Raw genomic sequence first — 17,966 nt, 5'->3', positions numbered from 1 at the left:
TTTGGCAGGTTCTTTTATTTTTCAGATTAAATATTCTATTATAAATATCTGTCCATATAATGCCAGATAATTTCCTTAGCTTCTTCTCTGCGTTCAACAAATTCGCTTTTTAATTCATTTTTCTTTTCGCTGAAATCCGTTTTAAACTGTTCGGTTCTAAGCAAAAGCTTTTTCTTGGGATTTTCTATGAAAAACTCCTGTCCCATTTCTTTATGCTTTTCAAACACTTCTTTAGCCTTTAAATAATTGCTTTCCATAAAACCGTTTGATACAACTTCACGCATTTTTTCGGCTTTAAAAAGGCCCTCGCATATTCCGCCTATTCCCGAAAGTGCATCGTCCGTAAACGAATATTTAGGAATATAATGTGGATTTCTGTAATTTTTTATTACTTCATAATATCTGTCATATGCTTTCTTAACGCTTGCGTCCCATGGAATATATATTTCGTTCATGGCATTTTCGCCTATCTCGTGTGCAAGACCGATATTGTTGATAAACCTTGTTATTGCCTCTGCCATAGCATCTTCGGTTTCCTCAATTATATATCCGTTTCTTTCGTGCACAATGTTTTCTGCGGCACAGCTGCCCTTTATGAGCACACTTCCCAATCCGCAAGCGGCCGCCTCACGCACAACAATTCCGTTTGTATCATATGTAGATGCAAAAAGGAACATATCTGCCATTGTATAATAAACTCTGAGTGTTTCCCTCTCATGCACAGCTCCGGCAAACACACAGCAGTCATCAATGCCTATCTGCTTAGTATATTCCTCCATTTCTTTTCCGTCGGCACCATTTCCGACAACAACCATATGGAATTTACCGCCGTGCTCCTTTACTGTTTTGAGTGCATTGAATATAAGCTTAAGTCCTTTGTACCACATAAGTCTGCCGACAAACAAAAATATCGGGTATCCGTCGTCTATTCCGAGATCTTTTTTAAGCTGAATTACCTTGTCATTGTCGGCTTTTCCCTTTGTGAAATCAACACCGTTTTCCATTACGATATAATCACCTTTATAACCCAGTGATTTAAGATTTTCTCCTGCACCTCTGCTTACAACCCATACTTCGTCACAGGCCTCAACATTTTTGACTATAAACTTAATCATAGCCTCCTGAAGAAGATTGGATTCAATGGCTTTTTTAATATCTATATCAAATTTTGTATGATAAGTGAATACAATAGGCACATTTACCTTTTCTCTGAGTGTTCTCGCAAGAACTGTTGACACAGCCGGGCAATGGCTGTGGATAATATTTATATTTTTATCCTCAACTCTGCCTATTGTTGCCGGCTCAAAAGGATATCCGGCTCTGTAACCGATTATGCCTGTTGTGTCGAAACTTTTATATCTTACAACATCAAATTTATAATTATCCGTAACATCAGGATATTCCGGAGTTGCAACAACAGCGTTTCCCAGTTCATTCTGTATTATGGTCGCATAATTAAAAACCGTATTTGCAACACCATCTATTACAGGCGGAAAAGAATCGTTGAGCAAACATACATTAAGCTTTTCTCTTTCATCAATTATATTATTCATTATTTTTTCTCCAATTTTTATTTTCAGCTTATTTTAGCATAAAAATATGAACAAATCTTTAATTAAATCCTAAAATCCATCATGAAATCACAAAAATATACAAAAACGACATAGTTTTTATACTATGTCGCTCAATAATCAATTATTATTGTTTGCTTTTTCCCAAAGCACACTAAGTCCCTTTGTAAGAAGGTCAGGCTCATACACTATTTCATGTCTGCAATACGGCGTTATAAGTCCGCCTATGCCGCCGGTTGCTATTATCCTTGCTTCATATCCAAGCTCGTCAAAAACTCTGTCGCATATCCCGTCTATCATTGCCGCATTGCCGTATATTATACCGCTTCGCATAGAATCCTCGGTGTTTTTGGCAAGAATACTTCCCGGCTTATCGAGCTTTATTTTAGGAAGCTTTGCCGTACATTCCGTAAGTGCCTTGAGCGATATTGATGCTCCGGGAGCAATTATACTGGCTATGTAACTGCCGTTTTTGTCTATTACAGAACAAGTAGATGCCGTACCGAGGTCAAATATAAGCATAGGCGGCTCATATTCATATAATGCGGCGACAGCATCAACAAGCATATCCTCTCCTACCTTATCTGGATTATCCATTTTAATATCAATTCCGAAATCAATATCCTTTCCAACGATATAAGCCTTTTTACCAATAAGCTTTTCGGCGGCAAAAGCCGTTTTTTCCGTTACACAGGGAACAACCGAGGAAACAACCGCACCTTTAAAATCGTCAGCATTAACCTTATTCAGCTTAAATATAAAATCAATATGTGATGCAATATCCTCTTCTGAATAATTCTTATCCGTCTTTATTCTTCCGGAGAATATTGTTTTAAAATTTCGTATTCCGCTTACAACTATATTGGAATTTCCTATATCAAGCGTTAGTATCATTCTTTTTCTCCTTAAGCTTTACAACCGCATTGATTATTTCGTCTGCAACTTCGTCCTTTGTCATAACAGGATAAGCAACAGCGTCATCCTTAGTAATTATAGTGATTATGTTTGTATCCACGCCAAAGCCTGCGTTTGCGTCCTTTATGCTGTTTGCAACTATCATGTCCGCATTCTTTTTATTGAGTTTTTTAACCGAATTTTCCATTAAATTCTGTGTTTCCATAGAAAATCCACAAAGTATCTGTCCGTCCTTTTTGTGCTCGCCGAGATATGCAAGAATGTCCTTTGTTCTCTCAAGCTTGATTTCGTTCATACCGCCGTTTTCCTTTTTAATTTTTTCATCGCTTACCGTAACAGGGCGGTAATCAGCAACAGCGGCAGATTTGATGATTACATCTGCGTCTTCGCTTTCTTTAACAACAGCATTGAACATATCCTCTGCACTTTCAATGTTGACCACCTTAACATTATCTGGCGGAGCAATAGAAACCGGACCGCTTATAAGTACAACATCCGCACCTCTGAGAGCCGCTCTTTTAGCAAGTGCATAGCCCATTTTTCCGGTTGAACGGTTAGAAATAAAACGAACCGGATCAATAGCCTCTCTTGTAGGGCCTGCTGTGATTACAAATTTCTTGCCTATCAAGTCCTTTTCGGCAAGGCTTTTTACTATGCTGTCAAATATAACATTTACATCGGCAAGCTTACCGTCACCGTTATCTCCGCAGGCAAGGTGTCCGCTGGCAGGAGCAATAAATTCATAGCCGTAATCCTTGAGCTTAGCTATATTGTCCTGAACAATTCTGTTGTGGTACATTCTTGTATTCATTGCCGGAGCAACAAGCTTTGTACATTCAGCCGCCATAATTGTTGTTGAAAGCATATCGTCCGCAATGCCGTTTGCAATCTTTCCGATAATGTTTGCACTTGCCGGAGCAACAACAAAAACATCTGCTTTCTTTGCAAGAGAAATATGCTTTACGTCAAATTCAAAATCTCTGTCGAATGTATCAACAAGGCATTTATTTGATGTAAGAGTTTCAAATGTAATAGGATTTATAAAATTACAGGCATTGGCTGTCATTATAACATGAACCTCCGCATGCTGTTTAACAAGCATACTTGCCACATCAGCCATTTTGTAAGCCGCAATGCTTCCCGTAACGCCTAATACAACCGTTTTTCCCTTTAACATAGAATTATCCTCCTGTCAGCCTTCGCCGAATATTATTCTGTAATAAAATTATCTATTAATCTTGTTTTTCCGATATAAACCGCTTCGGCAAAAAGCGCCTTTTTGCCGTCACTAATAGATAATACATTCTCAACATCATCTAAGTCAACAGCTTCTACATAATCTATTTTTGCAAGAGGCTCTTTTTCTATAAGTTCCTTCATTTTGGAAACAATTTTCATTGTATCCTTTTCGCCATCGGCAACCATTTCCTGTCCAAGCTTAACCGCCTGTGAAAGAACCAGTGCCGCCTTTCTTTCTTCTTCTGAAAGATATGTATTTCTTGAGCTCTTTGCAAGTCCGTCCTTTTCACGAATTATGGGACAGCCTACAATTTCCACCGGCACATTCAAATCTCTTACCATTCTTCGGATAACGGAAAGCTGCTGTGCGTCCTTCTGACCGAAATACGCTCTGTCCGGTGTAACTATATTGAAAAGCTTAAGTACAACCGTACATACTCCCTTAAAATGAACAGGTCTGCTTTTTCCGCAGAGGTTTTCCGTTACTCCTGTTGTATTTACATATGTAGTAAAGTTCTCACCGTACATTTCTTCTGCCGTAGGATTGAATACTGCCGCCGCTCCGGCCTTTTCAAGTACCTTGCAGTCTCTTTCAAAATCTCTCGGATAGCTTTCGAAATCCTCATTCGGGCCGAACTGTATCGGATTTACGAATACGCTTGCCACAACAATATCGTTTTCCTTTGCAGCTCTTTTTACAAGGCTTTCATGGCCTTCGTGCAGATAACCCATTGTAGGAACAAGAGCTATTGTTTTGTCGTTTTTTCTTTTTTGGTTTACATATTTTCTTACTTCTTCTACCGTATGGAATACCTTCATATTATTTCAACCTCTTTTCTGAGCTCAAGCATAATGTCGTCCGAAATTTTATACTGATTGCATTCTGCCGGAAAAACTCCGTCCTCTACTTCTTCCATATAATCGGCTATTGCCCTTTTCATTTCCTTGCCTATTTCTGCATAGCGTTTAACGAATTTAGGTGTAAAATCCGAAAACATTCCGAACATATCCTGATTAACAAGTATCTGTCCATCACATTCAGCTCCGGCTCCGATTCCTATTGTCGGAATGTTTATGCTGTTTGTTATAATCTCGGCTACGCTTGACGGTATTCCTTCGAGAACAACCGCAAAAGCGCCTGCCTCTTCTACATTTTTTGCATCTTCTATCAATTTTAAAGCCGCTTCTCGGCTCTTTCCCTGTATTTTAAAGCCTCCGAAAACATTTACCGACTGCGGTGTAAGTCCGATATGTGCCATTACCGGTATTCCGGCATCTGTTATTACCTTTATCTGCGGACAAACCGATGCACCGCCTTCAAGCTTTACCGCATCCGCACCGGCCTCCTTCATCAGTCTTCCGGCATTTTCAAGTGCCTGTGCCGTTGAAATCTGATAAGACATAAACGGAAGATCAATAACAACAAGTGCATTTTTTGCACCTCTTGATACTGCCGAACCAAATGTAATCATATCCTGCATTGTTACGGGTATTGTGTCCTCATAGCCAAGCATAACATTGCCGAGCGAGTCACCGACCAATATTCCGTGTATTCCTGCCTCGTCCATTAATTTTGCCGTTGAATAATCATATGCTGTAAGCATAGATATTTTTTTACCGTCTTCTTTCATTTTCTTAAATGTCAGAACAGACTGTTTCATTTCTAATCTCCCTTTTCAAATATTTTTTCATATATTTGTAGTCTGCATTTTCATTCTTCAATTCGCCCATTTCACAAAGTCTTAGTGCCAAAAGCTCATATAAAAGTCTGTCATATCCGTTTAGGCAGTCTATATGTGATTTAACCGTTGACATATCCCTTCTTTCAACCGGGCCGGTCAAAGCATTGATACTTCCGTATTCTGCGGCACTTCGGGCATTATTGATAAACAGCGGAACGATTATCTTTTCCGTCTGCTCATCATTAAAACCACATTTGCGGAGATATTTTTTTGCAGTGTAAAGCAAGGCATTCACATGATTGCTTGCCGTAACGGCGGCAGCATGATAAAGTGCCTTTTTCTCTTTTTCGATAACCGCATAGCTGTTTCCGAGCATCGAAATAAAAGAGCAAACCTCATCAAGTCTGTCCTTACTGCCTTCGATTGTAAAAAAAGCTTTATTAAGTTCTTTGTAGGAATCAAATTTAGAATAAATAGCAAAAATCGGGTGGATTGAATAACCGAACGCACCTGTCCGGTCAATATCGGAAAAAATGCCGGAAGATAATGCACCGCTGGTATGGCACACAATCTTATCCTTCAGAGGAAAATTTTTGATACCGTCCCAAATCTCGCCTATGGCATTATCGGGTACAGTCAAAAACAGAGTATCACTATGCCGAACCAAATCTTCGACATCAGAGTAACACATTGAATTTGTAAATTTTGCCGCAGTTTCCGCCGACTTTGGATCTCTGCTCCAATAGCCGACAAGTCTGACATTATTTTCGGAAAAATATTTTCCGAGTGTAAAGCCGACCTTTCCTGCTCCTATAAAACCTATCCTCATAAAACCACCTCTTTCAATAAGGTGACACAAGCAGGCATAATGCCTGTATACAGTCACATTCCCAAGGATATGTGCTAAGTGTTTATTTCCATGAGGGATAAAATTTTCCGACGGTATAGTTTCCGAAAGAATACTACCCAAATGCAGTATAACAAAGGGCTTTTTCGTTGTAAACACATCTAACAAACATTTAACAAACTAATTGAAATGTAAAACGGAGTATGCAAAATACATACTCCGTCGAAATATCCTATTTTATTTTTAATATACCATCAAGCTCTTTCTGTACATCTCTCTTACCTGCTCTCTTGTAAGCGGGAACGGATGGAGTGCAAGCTTTCCGGGTGTTGCCATAAGTGCATCTGTGTATCTGTCAACATCTGCCTCTGTAAATTCTTCCTTAGGATCAAGTATTGATTTAAGGAAGCCGTCAAAGTCGGCAAGTGTATCAAAGCCGAGAATAGAAAGCATTTTGTTTACCTTTGTCTGATCCTCGAAAAGTTCAAGATATGCTCTTGTGAAAATAGCATTTGCACGACCGTGAGGAATATGCTTTTCATATGTCGGCATATATCCACAGGCATGAGGAAGTGATGTTCCTGCCTGAGCAATAACAATACCGGCTATTGTTGACATAAGCAAAAGCTTTTCTCTTATTTCCAAATTAAAATCAAGCGCCTTTATTGCCGGAATACACTCTTTGAATATTTCAAAACCGCTTTCGGCAAATTTGTCATTCATATAGTTTGCTTTCTTTGATGTATAGCCCTCGATAAGATGTGTAAGTGCGTCTATGGCGGTATTTACCGTTACCTTATCCGAAAGGCTTTCGGTATACTTTGCATCAAGGAATGCAATATCTGCAAAGGTCTTCTGTGCCGCACCGTTTTTTGTACCCTGTTTATGGAGTGTGAATACGGCATACTGTGTTGTTTCTGAGCCTGTTCCGGCTGTTGTGGCTACTTCCGCAACGGGAACATGCTTAAGCGGTTCGGCAGCCATAAGTGCCTCTGCCTCTTTATCTGGATTTGCAATAAGGAATGACGCACCCTTTGCCGCATCCATAGGCGAACCACCGCCGATACCGATAACAAAATCAGCACCTTCGGCAACACCCTTATCGGCAGCACGTTTTATTGTTTCAAGTGAAGGATTTTCCTCTACCTCATCGAAAACCGACCATTCAATGCCTACTCCGTCAAGTGCGGCAGTTACATCAGCCAAAGAACCGTTAATCTTTGCGGAATGTCTTCCCGTAAAAATCAATGCTCTTTTTCCGAGTGCTTTAAAAGCCTCTTTGTTTTCGATTATGCAGTTTCTTCCGAAATATACCTTCGTCGGCATATAAAATGTAAATGCGTTCATAAACCTTTGCCTCCCGTAAAATTATTCTCTTCCTCTTATTACAGTCTCAGCATAAAGGAATTCACGGACTGCCTCCTGAATATCCTCGCAGGTAAGACTTGTGAGCTGTTTCTTTTCGGCACGTTCTCTTTCACCTTCACTGGCAAAATCATGGTGGTTCATTTCCCATTCAATGTATCTCTGTGCCGCAACTGACATGGCATGCTCAAGAAGTCTTCTTGCCTCACGTCCGTTTCCGAAGTTAGGCGCATGTATTCTGTCCTCAAAGAACGGTTTAAGTATTTCTCTCCAGCCGTCCTCTATATTGTAGTTTACATTGCTTGCAAGAAGCTCAAAAATATCCAGCATTTCATCTGCATTATAAGATGAGAAGTTGACCGTAAAGGTTATACGGCTGCTGATGCCGGGATTTTCGTCAAGGAATCTCTTCATCTTATTCTGCTTTTCGTCAATATCTCCGCCATATCCGGCAAATATTATAAGCTTGTCATAGCTGTGCTCTTCAACCTCAATACAAAGCTGTGCCAAAGCCTCCTGTGAAAAGCTGTCTGTTTTTGCCGCTTCATTATAGTTGACCAGTGAATATGCCTCGTCAATTATTATTATATCATTATCTGTGAAAATGTCATGTACTCTTGACGCAGTTTGACCGACATATTTTGCTTTGAGCTGTGTACCGGTAACATATACCGTTCTGTGTCCGCTCAAAACACCTTCTTCGCTCATCATTCGTGCAAAATATCTTGCCGAAGTTGTTTTTGCAGTTCCCGGAGGTCCAATAAAAGCAAAAACCTTATGTATGTCGGCTGTATTTATGTCGTACATTTTTCTTTTCTGGCTGTATGAGAAAACAGCTCCGAGCTTGCAGAGCGTTTCCTTCATTTCTTCCTGTCCGACAATGTTTTTGCACAAATCACGATATGCGTCTGTGTCCTTTGTGTATACACATCTTGCGTCAAGCTTGCCTTCCTCAAGAAGGTGCTTTCCGTATACAACGTACTTTTCAAGAAAATTATGCTCGTCTTCGTTCAGCTCTTTGAAGAACAGACTTCTTCTGTCCTTAAAGTCAATATCCTTTACAAGATCAACATAATTTACCTTATCTTCATCGAAATTTCTCGGTTCGCCTTCTTCGTTTGTAGGCTGAACGTCATACCAGCCGTCGATTTTAAGCTGTTCTCTGTAAAGCTTATATATTTTGTCAACACAGGCATCTGCTTTCGTTTTTGAAAATCCGGTAGCAAAAACCGCATTGTCATAGCCTCTTTTTTCAAAAACAGCAATCTGTTTTTTATTCATAGTCATCACCCATCTATATTTTAACAAATAATCTGTATTAGTCAATAATAATTATCATATATATATATTATTTCTGCATTTAATTTTTTTGCTTGATTTATGTCATGTGTAACAATAATGCACACTTTATTTTCAATATAAGTTTTTAAAAATTCTATAATCCTATCAATTCTTTCTTCATCAATGCCATTAAACGGCTCATCTAACAAAAGCATATCTCCATCAAAAGCAACCGCTCTTGCAACAGCGATTCTTTTCTTCATTCCTCCGCTCATCTCATTTGGATAAAGCTTGAGAAATTCGGTTATTCCGCATACATCGGATATTTTTCGGGCAAGCTCGGTGTTTTTTGCCGAAAGCATTATGTTTTCCTCTGCTGTACAGCTTTCCAACAGCCTGTCCTCCTGAAAAACAACAGCGGTATGTGCTATTTTTTCTGTTATTATTTTCCCTTTATCAGGCTTAACCAGTCCTGCCGCAATGTTTATCAGCGTAGTTTTTCCACAGCCGCTTTCGCCAAAAAAACAAACCGGATTTCCCTCTGTTATTTCGGCAGAAAAATTCTTTATTACATCTTTTTCATTATAGCATTTATACACGCTGTTAAAAACAAGTTTTTTCATTTTTTGTCTCCTTTTTGCATTCTGCCGCATTTACGAGCCTTATAACAATTTTTTCGAATATTATGCTTAATATTATTATAACCGCTGTCCATGCAAAAAGCTGAGATGTTTCAAGATAAACCTTTGCATCATAAAGCTTACTTCCGAGCGCATATTTAGGACTTCCGATAACCTCTGCGGCAACGCCGCTTTTCCATGCAAAGCCGGCTCCGGATATTATTGCGGAACGCATAAACGGCATAATCGACGGTATGTATATTTTTTTGAGCTTAACCGAAAAAGAATATTCAAATATTTTTGCCATTTCCAATATTTTTTCATCGACTGATTTAATTCCTTCGCTCACATTTCCCCATACAATGGGTGCGGTAGCAATAAACGAAATAAAAACAGGAACCTGTCCGGACTTCATCCATGCCAGTGCTATTATTATAAACGACGCAACCGGTGTGGATTTTATTATATTTATAGCCGGCTTCAAAAGCATATATATAGTCTTATTTGCACAGGTTATTACTGCCGCAATAATTCCGACTGCCATTCCTATAAAAAATCCGCAGGCTACCCTCACAAAGGACATTACTATCGTTTTATAAAAAACAGCCGTTTGGAGCATTTCAATAAGCGCATTAAAAGTATCGGCAGGAGATGCGATAAGCACATCCCTGCCGACAATTACACAGACTGCCTGCCACAAAGCAAGCCAGAACACTGCCGTTATTAAAATTTTAAAATATCTGTTATCAGTTATTTTCATAATAAAAATCCTCTGAAGGAATACTGCCTCCGACTGCCTTGGGATTTGCGTTATAAAGCACAGCATATAATCCGTTAAGCATAGCTTTCATGTTTTCTCCGTCCTCAAAAACAATATTGCAATTCGGAATTGCTTTTTCAGCCGCAGCAGCAGATGCCATAATTTCATATTTTTCAACAAGCTGAGCCGCATCCGAAACATTGCTGTTTACATAATCAATGCTTTCCGCATATTCCTTAATAAATGTCTTTACCGCACCTTCATGCTCATTTAAGAAATCGTTTCTTACAATAACACAGCCCATTGCAAGATCGCTGTCGCTTACCTTGTTCCATTCCTCTGTCATATCAAGAGCAATTCTTAAATCCGGATTTTTCATTGTTACTGCCGTAACATTAGGCTCGGGAAGAAGAGCAATATTAGCTGTTCCGTCTGCTATTGCCGTTGCAACCTCTGCGTGCTCCGACATATATTCAATGTCTACGTCAGTAACATTATTTTTTTCAAGAACATAATCCATTACATATTCGGGAACAGCTCCCTGACCTGATGAATAAACGGTCTTTCCTGATAAATCGTTTATGCTGTTTATACTGTCACCGTTTTCAACCACATAAAGCACTCCGAGAGTATTAACTCCTATAACGGAAATACCGCCCTCTGTTTTATTGTAAAGCACAGCCGCAAGATTTGTCGGAACTGCCGCAATGTCAACCTCTCCGCTTATTATTTTTGCGGTAACATCATCTGCCGCAGATGCAACGGAAATATTATAATTGCCTTCTGCCTCTCCGTTTTTGCTCTTTTCCATAAGCTCAACAGCTCCTATTCCCGTAGGTCCTTTGAGCATAGCCACATTTATTGTAACATCATCTGTTGTTTCTGTCTGTGTATTCTGCTCCGACTGCTGATTATCTGCCTTATCCGCATTTCCCGATGAGCAGCCTGCAAACAAACCGCATACAACAACTGCCGTAACTACCGCACTTAAAAATCTTTTCATTTCAGTTCTCCTTTGATGTAAATTTTTTTACCGGACTTATCAATAAGTCCCTGTGCCTTAAAATCATCTAAAATTCTGTAAAGAGACGCTCTGCCTATTGATAAATACTCCGCAAGCCGGCTGTAACTCTGTATTGTCAGCTCATATATACCTTCACCATTCGGAGCCGCATTTATTCGGATATATTCTTTTATTCTTTCCTCTGCGTTTCCGGCAGAAAATATATCAAGCCTTTTGTTCAGAAAAACAAGCGAATCTGAAAGATAAGTCATATAATTGAGCATAGTTTTTTCGGATATTCTAAACATATCCTTCAATACTTCATCGGAAACAAACAGTATTACGCATTTTGTTTCTGCTCTCAGCTCTGCGATGTATCTTTCTGATTTGCTGAAAACAGCCGCACCGCCGAAGGCATTTCCGACTTTAAGATAATTGATTAAAACCTCTCCGTTTTCCTTGTACTTATTAACGCTGATTTTACCTTTAAGTATTATGCCAAGGCTCTTTTCAAAGCTTTTATAGCTGTATATACAGTTATTTTTCTCAAAAACGGCATATTTAAGTCTTTCGTCCGATAAAATTTTATTCACCGTTTCTTCATCAACATATTGAAAGAGAAAACATTGTTTTATAAGTTCAAAGTATTTTTCTTTTTCCTTAGTGTTCTCAATAAGCATATTTACCTCTATTTTGTATTATTTAAGACAGAAACGAGTATAACACATTAAAATACTATATTCAATATCAAATCGGACAAATAAAAACCACAGAACATAAATATTCTGTGGTAAAAATTTTATCCTATTATATTTAAGTGTTCAAGCAGTATTTTTACACCTATACAAATAAGCACAAGGCCTCCTAAAAATTCAGATTTTGATTTATACTTTGCTCCGAATATACTTCCTATTTTGACTCCGACAGCAGAGAATATAAAAGTTATAACGCCTATAAATATAACTGCCGAAACAATGTCAACATCAAGAAATGCAAATGTAACACCAACCGCAAGTGCATCTATACTTGTTGCAACAGCCAGCGGAAGCATTGTTTTAAAATCAAATGAAGCATCAAGATTTTCCTCTTCATTGCTTCTCGACTCCTTTATCATATTAAGACCGATTATCACCAACAGCACAAATGCTACCCAATGATCTATTTCGTTTATCATTGCCTGAAATTTTATTCCGAGCAAATATCCTATCGTAGGCATAAGTGCCTGAAAACCGCCAAAATATATGCCAGCTGTTATCGAATGAATCGGTTTTACTTTACCAACCGTAAGCCCTTTACATATTGAAACTGCAAATGCGTCCATGGATAAACCAACCGCAAGAATAAACAGCTCAATAATCCCCATAATATAATTACCCCTTCTCTAAAAACACAACTCATGTAAATTATTTATTCCGCCGATTATATCAAACATCATTTGAGTTAGTCAACAAGAACAAAATTAGATTGAATATTATATTTGACTATTAGATCTTTTATGCATATAATAGCAAAGTATCTCTAAAAACCAGAAGGAGGATAAAATAAATAATGGGGCATAAATTAGAGAAAAAATACGGTCTGCTTACAGCCATGTGTATGGTAATAGGTATTGTTATAGGAAGCGGCGTATTTTTCAAAGCAGAAACTATTTTAACAGCAACCGGAGGACATCTTTTAACCGCCATAGCTGCATGGACTGTCGGCGGTCTTATTATGATTGCTTGTGCATACACATTTTCAATAATGGCAACCAAATATGAAAAAGTAAACGGCATTGTGGATTATGCAGAAGCAACTATGGGCAAAACCTATGCTTATATTTTGGCATGGTTCATAACATTTATGTATTATCCTACGGTAGCCACTGTTGTTGCATGGGTATGTGCAAGATACACCTGCGTACTTGTCGGTATACCGGATATAACAGGTGGTGCGGCAATGCTGCTCACAGGAATGTATTTATGTTTAAGCTATGGATTAAATGCACTTTCTCCAAAGCTTGCCGGAAAATTTCAGGTAGCAACAACAATAATAAAGCTTATTCCGATTGCACTTATGATAATACTCGGTATATATACCGGTATCAAAAGCGGAGTTCTTGTGCATAACTTCAGCCAAGCACCCTCGATAGAAGAAATTCTTTCGGTAAAACCGGATTATGTTCCCGTGGAAAAGCCTTTTCTCACAGCTCTGGTTTCGGCATCATTCGCTTTTGAAGGCTGGATAATAGCTACATCAATAAATTCAGAGATAAAAGACAGCAAAAGAAATCTGCCTATTGCTCTTGTAAGCGGAACATTAATTATTTCGATTGTATATATTCTCTATTATGTAGGACTTGCCGGAGCAGCCGATAACTTAACAATGATAGCCGGAGGAGAAACAGGCGCAAAAATAGCATTTACAAATATTCTCGGTCCATTCGGTGCAATAATGCTCATGGTCTGCATTATAATTTCTTGTATGGGAACTCTCAACGGCTATATGCTCGCAAGCGTAAGAGGTATGTATTTCATCGCCGTCAGAAACGAAGGTCCTAATCCAAAGCTTTTTTCAAATGTAGACAGTGCAACCGGCATGCCTACAAATTCAGCAATAGTTGGACTTATCGTGTGCATATTATGGCTTGTATATTTTTACGGAGCAAAGCTCGCACCTGAATCATGGTTCGGTCCTGTTGTATTTGATCCATCAGAAATAACAATAATAACTCTTTATGCAATGTATATACCCATATTCGTCAGAATGATTAAAATGGAAAAGGATTTAAATGTTTTCAATCGTTTTATTATGCCTGTGCTTGCGATAGCCGGAAGTACATTCATGGTTATTGCCGCAGCAATATCAAACGGCACAAAGGTAGTTATTTTATATCTTATAATATTTGTTATTATAACTGTTATAGGCATGCTTCTCAAAAAACCGAAAAACAGCAATCAAATAGAAGAGATATAATAAAATCAATGATTTGCTATACAAACCATATGTCATGACATAATATTGGACATAAAATTGCATTTGGGTAATGACAAACATATAGCCTTCCTGTATAGTTTTTAATTGAAGAAAGTTTACATCTTATCAAGAGTGGTAGAGGGACAGGGCCCAATGAAACCCGGCAACCGGCATATGCACGGTGCCAATTCCCCCGCATTTTTTTTGCGGAAGATAAGTTTTAATAAAAAAGCCCTTGAGGGCTTTTTCTTTTACCTCTCGAAATTTAGAAAGGAAGATTTTTAAATGGCAAGAAAATTATTTACTTCTGAATCGGTAACAGAAGGACATCCCGACAAAATGTGCGACCAGATTTCTGACGCAATACTTGATGCATTACTCGAACAGGACCCCATGTCAAGAGTTGCATGCGAAACAACAACAACAACAGGTATCGTTTATGTAATGGGTGAAATTACAACAAAGGCTTACGTTGACATTGAAAAAATAGTTAGAGACACAGTAAGAGAAATCGGTTATGACAGAGCTAAATATGGTTTTGATTGCGATACATGTGCAGTTCTTACAGCTATTCATGGTCAGTCACCCGATATTGCTATGGGCGTTGACAAAGCGCTTGAGCAGAAAACAGGTACAGATACAAGCGAATTTGACACAGGTGCAGGCGACCAGGGTATGATGTTTGGTTTTGCATGTGACGAAACAGATGATTATATGCCTATGCCCATCGATCTTGCTCATAAGCTCACGAAGAAGCTTACAGAGGTTCGTAAAAACGGTACACTTTCATATTTAAGACCAGACGGAAAATCACAGGTTACCGTTGTATATGAAGATGACAAACCTGTTGCTGTTGATACAGTAGTTATTTCAACACAGCACGATCCTGAAGCAACTCAGGAACAGATAAAAAAAGACATCATCGAAAAAGTTATCAAAGCAGTTATTCCTGCCGAGCTTTTAAGCGATGAAACAAAATATTACATCAACCCGACAGGACGTTTCGTTATCGGCGGACCTCAGGGCGACAGCGGACTTACAGGAAGAAAGATTATCGTTGATACATATGGCGGATATGCTTGCCACGGCGGCGGTGCTTTCTCAGGAAAGGATCCCACAAAGGTTGACCGTTCAGCTTGCTATGCTGCTCGTCACGTTGCTAAAAACATCGTTGCAAGCGGTATCGCAAAGAAATGCGAGGTTCAGCTTGCATATGCAATCGGTGTTGCAAAACCCGTTTCAATACTTATCAACACATTTGGCACAGGAAAGATTTCAGACGAAGAAATCACAAAGCTTGTTGAAAACAACTTTGATTTAAGACCTGCCGCAATTATCAAGAACTTCGACCTCAGAAGACCTATCTACAAGCAGACAGCTGCTTACGGCCACTTCGGACGTAATGACCTTGATCTTCCTTGGGAAAAGTTAGATAAAGTTGATGTATTCAAATTATAATTAAAAATTAAGAGTGCAGCCATCAGACTGCACTCTTTTCTTATCAATTTCTTTTGTATAAAAGTTCTTTAACCTTTCTATTTGCCTTATAAACAATTTTTTCTTCATCTATGCCTGTCAATATACCTTTTTCGGAAATAAGCTTTCCTGCGGCAAATACATAGTCAGCCGGTTTATTATATCCGGTAGTTGCAATTAAATTAGCCGGATCCGTAAATGTTCCAACCATGTCAAGACCATTGCTGTCAATAACAAAAAAATCTGCTGCTTTGCTGACACTTAACTCGCCTATATCCGTTCTGCCTAAAACAGCCGCACTGCCCTTTGTCGCTGTCTTAAGTATGTCATAACCGCTCGGAGCTTTATTGCTCGAATTTAATCTGTGAAGAAGATATGCAGAACGAATTTCAGCAAGCAAATTTGAGCCATCATTTGATGCACTTCCGTCTACCGCAAGACCGACATTTATGCCCATATTAAGCATTTCCGGCAATCTGCATACACCGGATGCAAGCTTCATATTAGATACAGGGCAATGTGCAATTCCGGTTCCGGTTTCTTTAAGAAGCTTTAATTCATCATCATTAAAATGAATACCATGAGCATACCATACGTCATCGCCTACCCAGTCAACCGACTCCATAAACTCAAGCGGACGTTTTCCAAGTTTTTCTATGCAGAATCTTTCTTCATCTTTTGTTTCCGCAACATGAGTATGCAGTCTTACTCCATAAGCTCTTGCCAGTTTAGCCGACTCCTTTAGTAATTCCGGAGTTACACTGAACGGTGAACACGGAGCCAAAGCAATATTGTGCATAGAAAATTTTGACGTATCATTATATTTTTCTATAAGTCTGGCACTATCAGCAAGAATATCATCTATATTCTGAACCAAATCATCGGGCGGAAGGCCACCGGCACTTTTACCAAGTGACATACTTCCTCTTGATGCGTAAAATCTTATACCAAGCTCATCTGCCGCCTCAAATTGTCTATCAATGAAATTTTCCGAACCATTAGGAAAAACATAGTGATGGTCAAAACAAGTCGTACAGCCATATTTAATAAGTTCACCGAGTCCTGTTAATGAACTCAGATAAATAGCCTCCTCATCTAAGCCGCGCCATATTTCATAAAGAGCAGTAAGCCAGTCAAAAAGCTCCATATTTTGAACTGTACTTAAATTTCGCGTAAATGTTTGATAAAGATGATGATGTGTGTTGATAAGTCCGGGAAATACATATTTTCCTTCCATATCATACACCCTATCAGCCTTCAAATCGTTATTCAAACTGCCTATTTTAATAATTTCGCCGTTTTTAATATACATATCGGCATTATACAATATATCATCATTGTCGTTGCACGTTATTATCGCCGCTGCATTTTTAATAAGTAAGCTACTCACATTATCGCTCCTTTTCAATATATTAATATAATCCTATCACACGAAATTAATTTAAGCAAACAAAAAAGGCCAATGAAAAACATTGACCAAAAGAAAAATGGGAGTTACAGGGCTCGAACCTGTGACCCTCTGCTTGTAAGGCAGATGCTCTCCCAGCTGAGCTAAACTCCCAAATGGCGACTCAGAAGGGGCTCGAACCCTCGACCTCCGGCGTGACAGGCCGGCGCTCTAACCAACTGAGCTACTGAGCCATATAAAATTTTAAGTGGGTCTTCAGGGACTCGAACCCGGGACCGTCCGGTTATGAGCCGGATGCTCTAACCAACTGAGCTAAAGACCCAAAATATCCTACATAAAAGCCGATGAACGGACTCGAACCGTTAACCTGCTGATTACAAGTCAGCTGCTCTGCCAATTGAGCCACATCGGCATTTTATAATGACCCGACCGGGAATCGAACCCGGGTTACAGCCGTGAAAGGGCCGTGTCTTAACCGCTTGACCATCGGGCCATATTATTTTTTAAGAAGCTCCCCAAGTAGGGTTCGAACCTACGACCCTCCGGTTAACAGCCGGATGCTCTACCGCTGAGCTATTGAGGATCATTTTTATTTTGTTTCCGGCAGCCACTTACTTTCCCGGGCCGTCTCCAGCCAAGTATCATCAGCCGCCTGCGTCTTAACCGTCGTGTTCGGGATGGGTACGGGTGTTTCCCACAGGCGCATCGCCACCGGAAATTCTTCCTGCTCTTTCAAGCACCTTCAAAACCGAACATGTACTTACTTCATCAATTCTATCACACATCTTTCCTTTGGTCAAGCCCTCGACCTATTAGTATCAGTAAGCTAAACACATTACTGTGC

16 protein-coding genes, 6 tRNA genes, 1 rRNA gene and 1 riboswitch are annotated in these 17,966 nt (G+C 39.2%); of the genes, 2 read left to right on the top strand and 21 right to left on the bottom strand.

The window, feature by feature from the left end:
* Nucleotides 1–38: 38 nt before the first annotated feature.
* The 13 genes from KQI66_RS02270 to KQI66_RS02210 form a co-directional block, all read right to left on the bottom strand.
* On the bottom strand, nucleotides 39–1,553 hold the full coding sequence (locus KQI66_RS02270) for a glycosyltransferase (protein ID WP_216427084.1): 1,515 nt from the start codon (nucleotides 1,551–1,553) through the stop codon (nucleotides 39–41).
* Nucleotides 1,554–1,691: 138 nt separating this feature from the next.
* Entirely contained in the window at nucleotides 1,692–2,465 is a 774-nt protein-coding gene (locus KQI66_RS02265) for a type III pantothenate kinase (protein ID WP_216427083.1), read from the bottom strand.
* Complete coding sequence (gene coaBC / locus KQI66_RS02260; RefSeq protein ID WP_216427082.1) at nucleotides 2,449–3,663, bottom strand: bifunctional phosphopantothenoylcysteine decarboxylase/phosphopantothenate--cysteine ligase CoaBC; 1,215 nt, start codon at nucleotides 3,661–3,663, stop codon at nucleotides 2,449–2,451. Before coaBC ends, KQI66_RS02265 begins: the two co-directional genes overlap by 17 nt.
* Before the next feature lie 32 nt (nucleotides 3,664–3,695).
* Nucleotides 3,696–4,544 carry a pantoate--beta-alanine ligase gene (gene panC, locus KQI66_RS02255; protein WP_216427081.1) on the bottom strand — a complete coding sequence of 283 codons (849 nt, stop codon included), beginning with the start codon at nucleotides 4,542–4,544 and terminating at the stop codon, nucleotides 3,696–3,698.
* Nucleotides 4,541–5,386, bottom strand: a complete 846-nt coding sequence (gene panB / locus KQI66_RS02250; RefSeq protein ID WP_216427080.1) for a 3-methyl-2-oxobutanoate hydroxymethyltransferase — start codon at nucleotides 5,384–5,386, stop codon at nucleotides 4,541–4,543. The genes panC and panB overlap by 4 nt, the downstream gene beginning before the upstream one ends.
* Nucleotides 5,361–6,236 (bottom strand): Rossmann-like and DUF2520 domain-containing protein, encoded by an 876-nt coding sequence (locus KQI66_RS02245; RefSeq protein WP_216427079.1) that lies wholly within the window; start codon nucleotides 6,234–6,236, stop codon nucleotides 5,361–5,363. The genes panB and KQI66_RS02245 overlap by 26 nt, the downstream gene beginning before the upstream one ends.
* A gap of 261 nt (nucleotides 6,237–6,497) precedes the next feature.
* On the bottom strand, nucleotides 6,498–7,601 hold the full coding sequence (locus KQI66_RS02240) for an iron-containing alcohol dehydrogenase family protein (RefSeq protein ID WP_216427078.1): 1,104 nt from the start codon (nucleotides 7,599–7,601) through the stop codon (nucleotides 6,498–6,500).
* Nucleotides 7,602–7,622: 21 nt separating this feature from the next.
* Nucleotides 7,623–8,900 carry an AAA family ATPase gene (locus KQI66_RS02235; RefSeq protein ID WP_216427077.1) on the bottom strand — a complete coding sequence of 426 codons (1,278 nt, stop codon included), beginning with the start codon at nucleotides 8,898–8,900 and terminating at the stop codon, nucleotides 7,623–7,625.
* A gap of 41 nt (nucleotides 8,901–8,941) precedes the next feature.
* Nucleotides 8,942–9,523, bottom strand: a complete 582-nt coding sequence (locus KQI66_RS02230; RefSeq protein WP_216427076.1) for an ATP-binding cassette domain-containing protein — start codon at nucleotides 9,521–9,523, stop codon at nucleotides 8,942–8,944.
* On the bottom strand, nucleotides 9,504–10,280 hold the full coding sequence (locus KQI66_RS02225) for an ABC transporter permease (protein WP_216427075.1): 777 nt from the start codon (nucleotides 10,278–10,280) through the stop codon (nucleotides 9,504–9,506). Before KQI66_RS02225 ends, KQI66_RS02230 begins: the two co-directional genes overlap by 20 nt.
* Nucleotides 10,267–11,283 (bottom strand): ABC transporter substrate-binding protein, encoded by a 1,017-nt coding sequence (locus KQI66_RS02220; RefSeq protein ID WP_216427074.1) that lies wholly within the window; start codon nucleotides 11,281–11,283, stop codon nucleotides 10,267–10,269. Before KQI66_RS02220 ends, KQI66_RS02225 begins: the two co-directional genes overlap by 14 nt.
* On the bottom strand, nucleotides 11,280–11,963 hold the full coding sequence (locus tag KQI66_RS02215) for a Crp/Fnr family transcriptional regulator (RefSeq protein WP_216427073.1): 684 nt from the start codon (nucleotides 11,961–11,963) through the stop codon (nucleotides 11,280–11,282). Before KQI66_RS02215 ends, KQI66_RS02220 begins: the two co-directional genes overlap by 4 nt.
* A 119-nt stretch (nucleotides 11,964–12,082) precedes the next feature.
* Nucleotides 12,083–12,646, bottom strand: coding sequence for a manganese efflux pump MntP (locus KQI66_RS02210; RefSeq protein ID WP_216427072.1), 564 nt, complete (start codon nucleotides 12,644–12,646; stop codon nucleotides 12,083–12,085).
* Between the two features lie 185 nt (nucleotides 12,647–12,831).
* On the opposite strand from KQI66_RS02210, the gene KQI66_RS02205 reads away from it, so the two are divergent.
* Both KQI66_RS02205 and metK read left to right on the top strand, forming a co-directional pair.
* Nucleotides 12,832–14,238 carry an APC family permease gene (locus KQI66_RS02205; protein ID WP_216427071.1) on the top strand — a complete coding sequence of 469 codons (1,407 nt, stop codon included), beginning with the start codon at nucleotides 12,832–12,834 and terminating at the stop codon, nucleotides 14,236–14,238.
* Between the two features lie 120 nt (nucleotides 14,239–14,358).
* Nucleotides 14,359–14,458, top strand: a riboswitch (SAM riboswitch).
* A gap of 65 nt (nucleotides 14,459–14,523) precedes the next feature.
* A complete protein-coding gene (gene metK, locus KQI66_RS02200; RefSeq protein WP_216427070.1) occupies nucleotides 14,524–15,696 on the top strand; it encodes a methionine adenosyltransferase in 1,173 nt (390 codons plus the stop codon).
* A 43-nt stretch (nucleotides 15,697–15,739) separates the two neighbouring features.
* On the opposite strand, the gene KQI66_RS02195 is transcribed toward metK, so the two are convergent.
* The 8 genes from KQI66_RS02195 to rrf all read right to left on the bottom strand — a co-directional run bounded on the left by KQI66_RS02195 (nucleotide 15,740) and on the right by rrf (nucleotide 17,838).
* A complete protein-coding gene (locus KQI66_RS02195) occupies nucleotides 15,740–17,104 on the bottom strand; it encodes an 8-oxoguanine deaminase (protein ID WP_216427069.1) in 1,365 nt (454 codons plus the stop codon).
* Nucleotides 17,105–17,202: 98 nt separating this feature from the next.
* Nucleotides 17,203–17,275, bottom strand: a tRNA-Val gene (locus KQI66_RS02190).
* A gap of 3 nt (nucleotides 17,276–17,278) precedes the next feature.
* Nucleotides 17,279–17,355 (bottom strand) — tRNA-Asp (locus KQI66_RS02185).
* Nucleotides 17,356–17,370: 15 nt separating this feature from the next.
* Nucleotides 17,371–17,444: transfer RNA gene (locus tag KQI66_RS02180), tRNA-Ile, on the bottom strand.
* 17 nt (nucleotides 17,445–17,461) lie between these two features.
* Nucleotides 17,462–17,534, bottom strand: a tRNA-Thr gene (locus KQI66_RS02175).
* Nucleotides 17,535–17,543: 9 nt separating this feature from the next.
* Nucleotides 17,544–17,615, bottom strand: a tRNA-Glu gene (locus KQI66_RS02170).
* Nucleotides 17,616–17,633: 18 nt separating this feature from the next.
* A tRNA-Asn gene (locus KQI66_RS02165) sits at nucleotides 17,634–17,705 on the bottom strand.
* 15 nt (nucleotides 17,706–17,720) lie between these two features.
* Nucleotides 17,721–17,838: ribosomal RNA gene (rrf, locus tag KQI66_RS02160) — 5S ribosomal RNA — on the bottom strand.
* Nucleotides 17,839–17,966: the final 128 nt, after the last annotated feature.

This window comes from Anaerotignum sp. MSJ-24 (genome assembly GCF_018918145.1).
In the GTDB taxonomy this organism is placed as follows: Bacteria; Bacillota; Clostridia; order Lachnospirales; family Anaerotignaceae; genus Metalachnospira.
This window is presented reverse-complemented; position numbering and strand designations above follow the sequence as displayed.

Bases quoted from the DNA above. Each gene is read 5' to 3' on its own strand.
- KQI66_RS02220 (WP_216427074.1), bottom strand. From the start codon at position 11,283: ATGAAAAGATTTTTAAGTGCGGTAGTTACGGCAGTTGTTGTATGCGGT.
- KQI66_RS02235 (WP_216427077.1), bottom strand. From the start codon at position 8,900: ATGAATAAAAAACAGATTGCTGTTTTTGAAAAAAGAGGCTATGACAAT.
- panB (WP_216427080.1), bottom strand. From the start codon at position 5,386: ATGAAACAGTCTGTTCTGACATTTAAGAAAATGAAAGAAGACGGTAAA.
- KQI66_RS02210 (WP_216427072.1), bottom strand. From the start codon at position 12,646: ATGGGGATTATTGAGCTGTTTATTCTTGCGGTTGGTTTATCCATGGAC.
- KQI66_RS02230 (WP_216427076.1), bottom strand. From the start codon at position 9,523: ATGAAAAAACTTGTTTTTAACAGCGTGTATAAATGCTATAATGAAAAA.
- coaBC (WP_216427082.1), bottom strand. From the start codon at position 3,663: ATGTTAAAGGGAAAAACGGTTGTATTAGGCGTTACGGGAAGCATTGCG.
- metK (WP_216427070.1), top strand. From the start codon at position 14,524: ATGGCAAGAAAATTATTTACTTCTGAATCGGTAACAGAAGGACATCCC.
- KQI66_RS02245 (WP_216427079.1), bottom strand. From the start codon at position 6,236: ATGAGGATAGGTTTTATAGGAGCAGGAAAGGTCGGCTTTACACTCGGA.
- KQI66_RS02205 (WP_216427071.1), top strand. From the start codon at position 12,832: ATGGGGCATAAATTAGAGAAAAAATACGGTCTGCTTACAGCCATGTGT.
- KQI66_RS02215 (WP_216427073.1), bottom strand. From the start codon at position 11,963: ATGCTTATTGAGAACACTAAGGAAAAAGAAAAATACTTTGAACTTATA.
- KQI66_RS02240 (WP_216427078.1), bottom strand. From the start codon at position 7,601: ATGAACGCATTTACATTTTATATGCCGACGAAGGTATATTTCGGAAGA.
- KQI66_RS02270 (WP_216427084.1), bottom strand. From the start codon at position 1,553: ATGAATAATATAATTGATGAAAGAGAAAAGCTTAATGTATGTTTGCTC.
- KQI66_RS02265 (WP_216427083.1), bottom strand. From the start codon at position 2,465: ATGATACTAACGCTTGATATAGGAAATTCCAATATAGTTGTAAGCGGA.
- panC (WP_216427081.1), bottom strand. From the start codon at position 4,544: ATGAAGGTATTCCATACGGTAGAAGAAGTAAGAAAATATGTAAACCAA.
- KQI66_RS02225 (WP_216427075.1), bottom strand. From the start codon at position 10,280: ATGAAAATAACTGATAACAGATATTTTAAAATTTTAATAACGGCAGTG.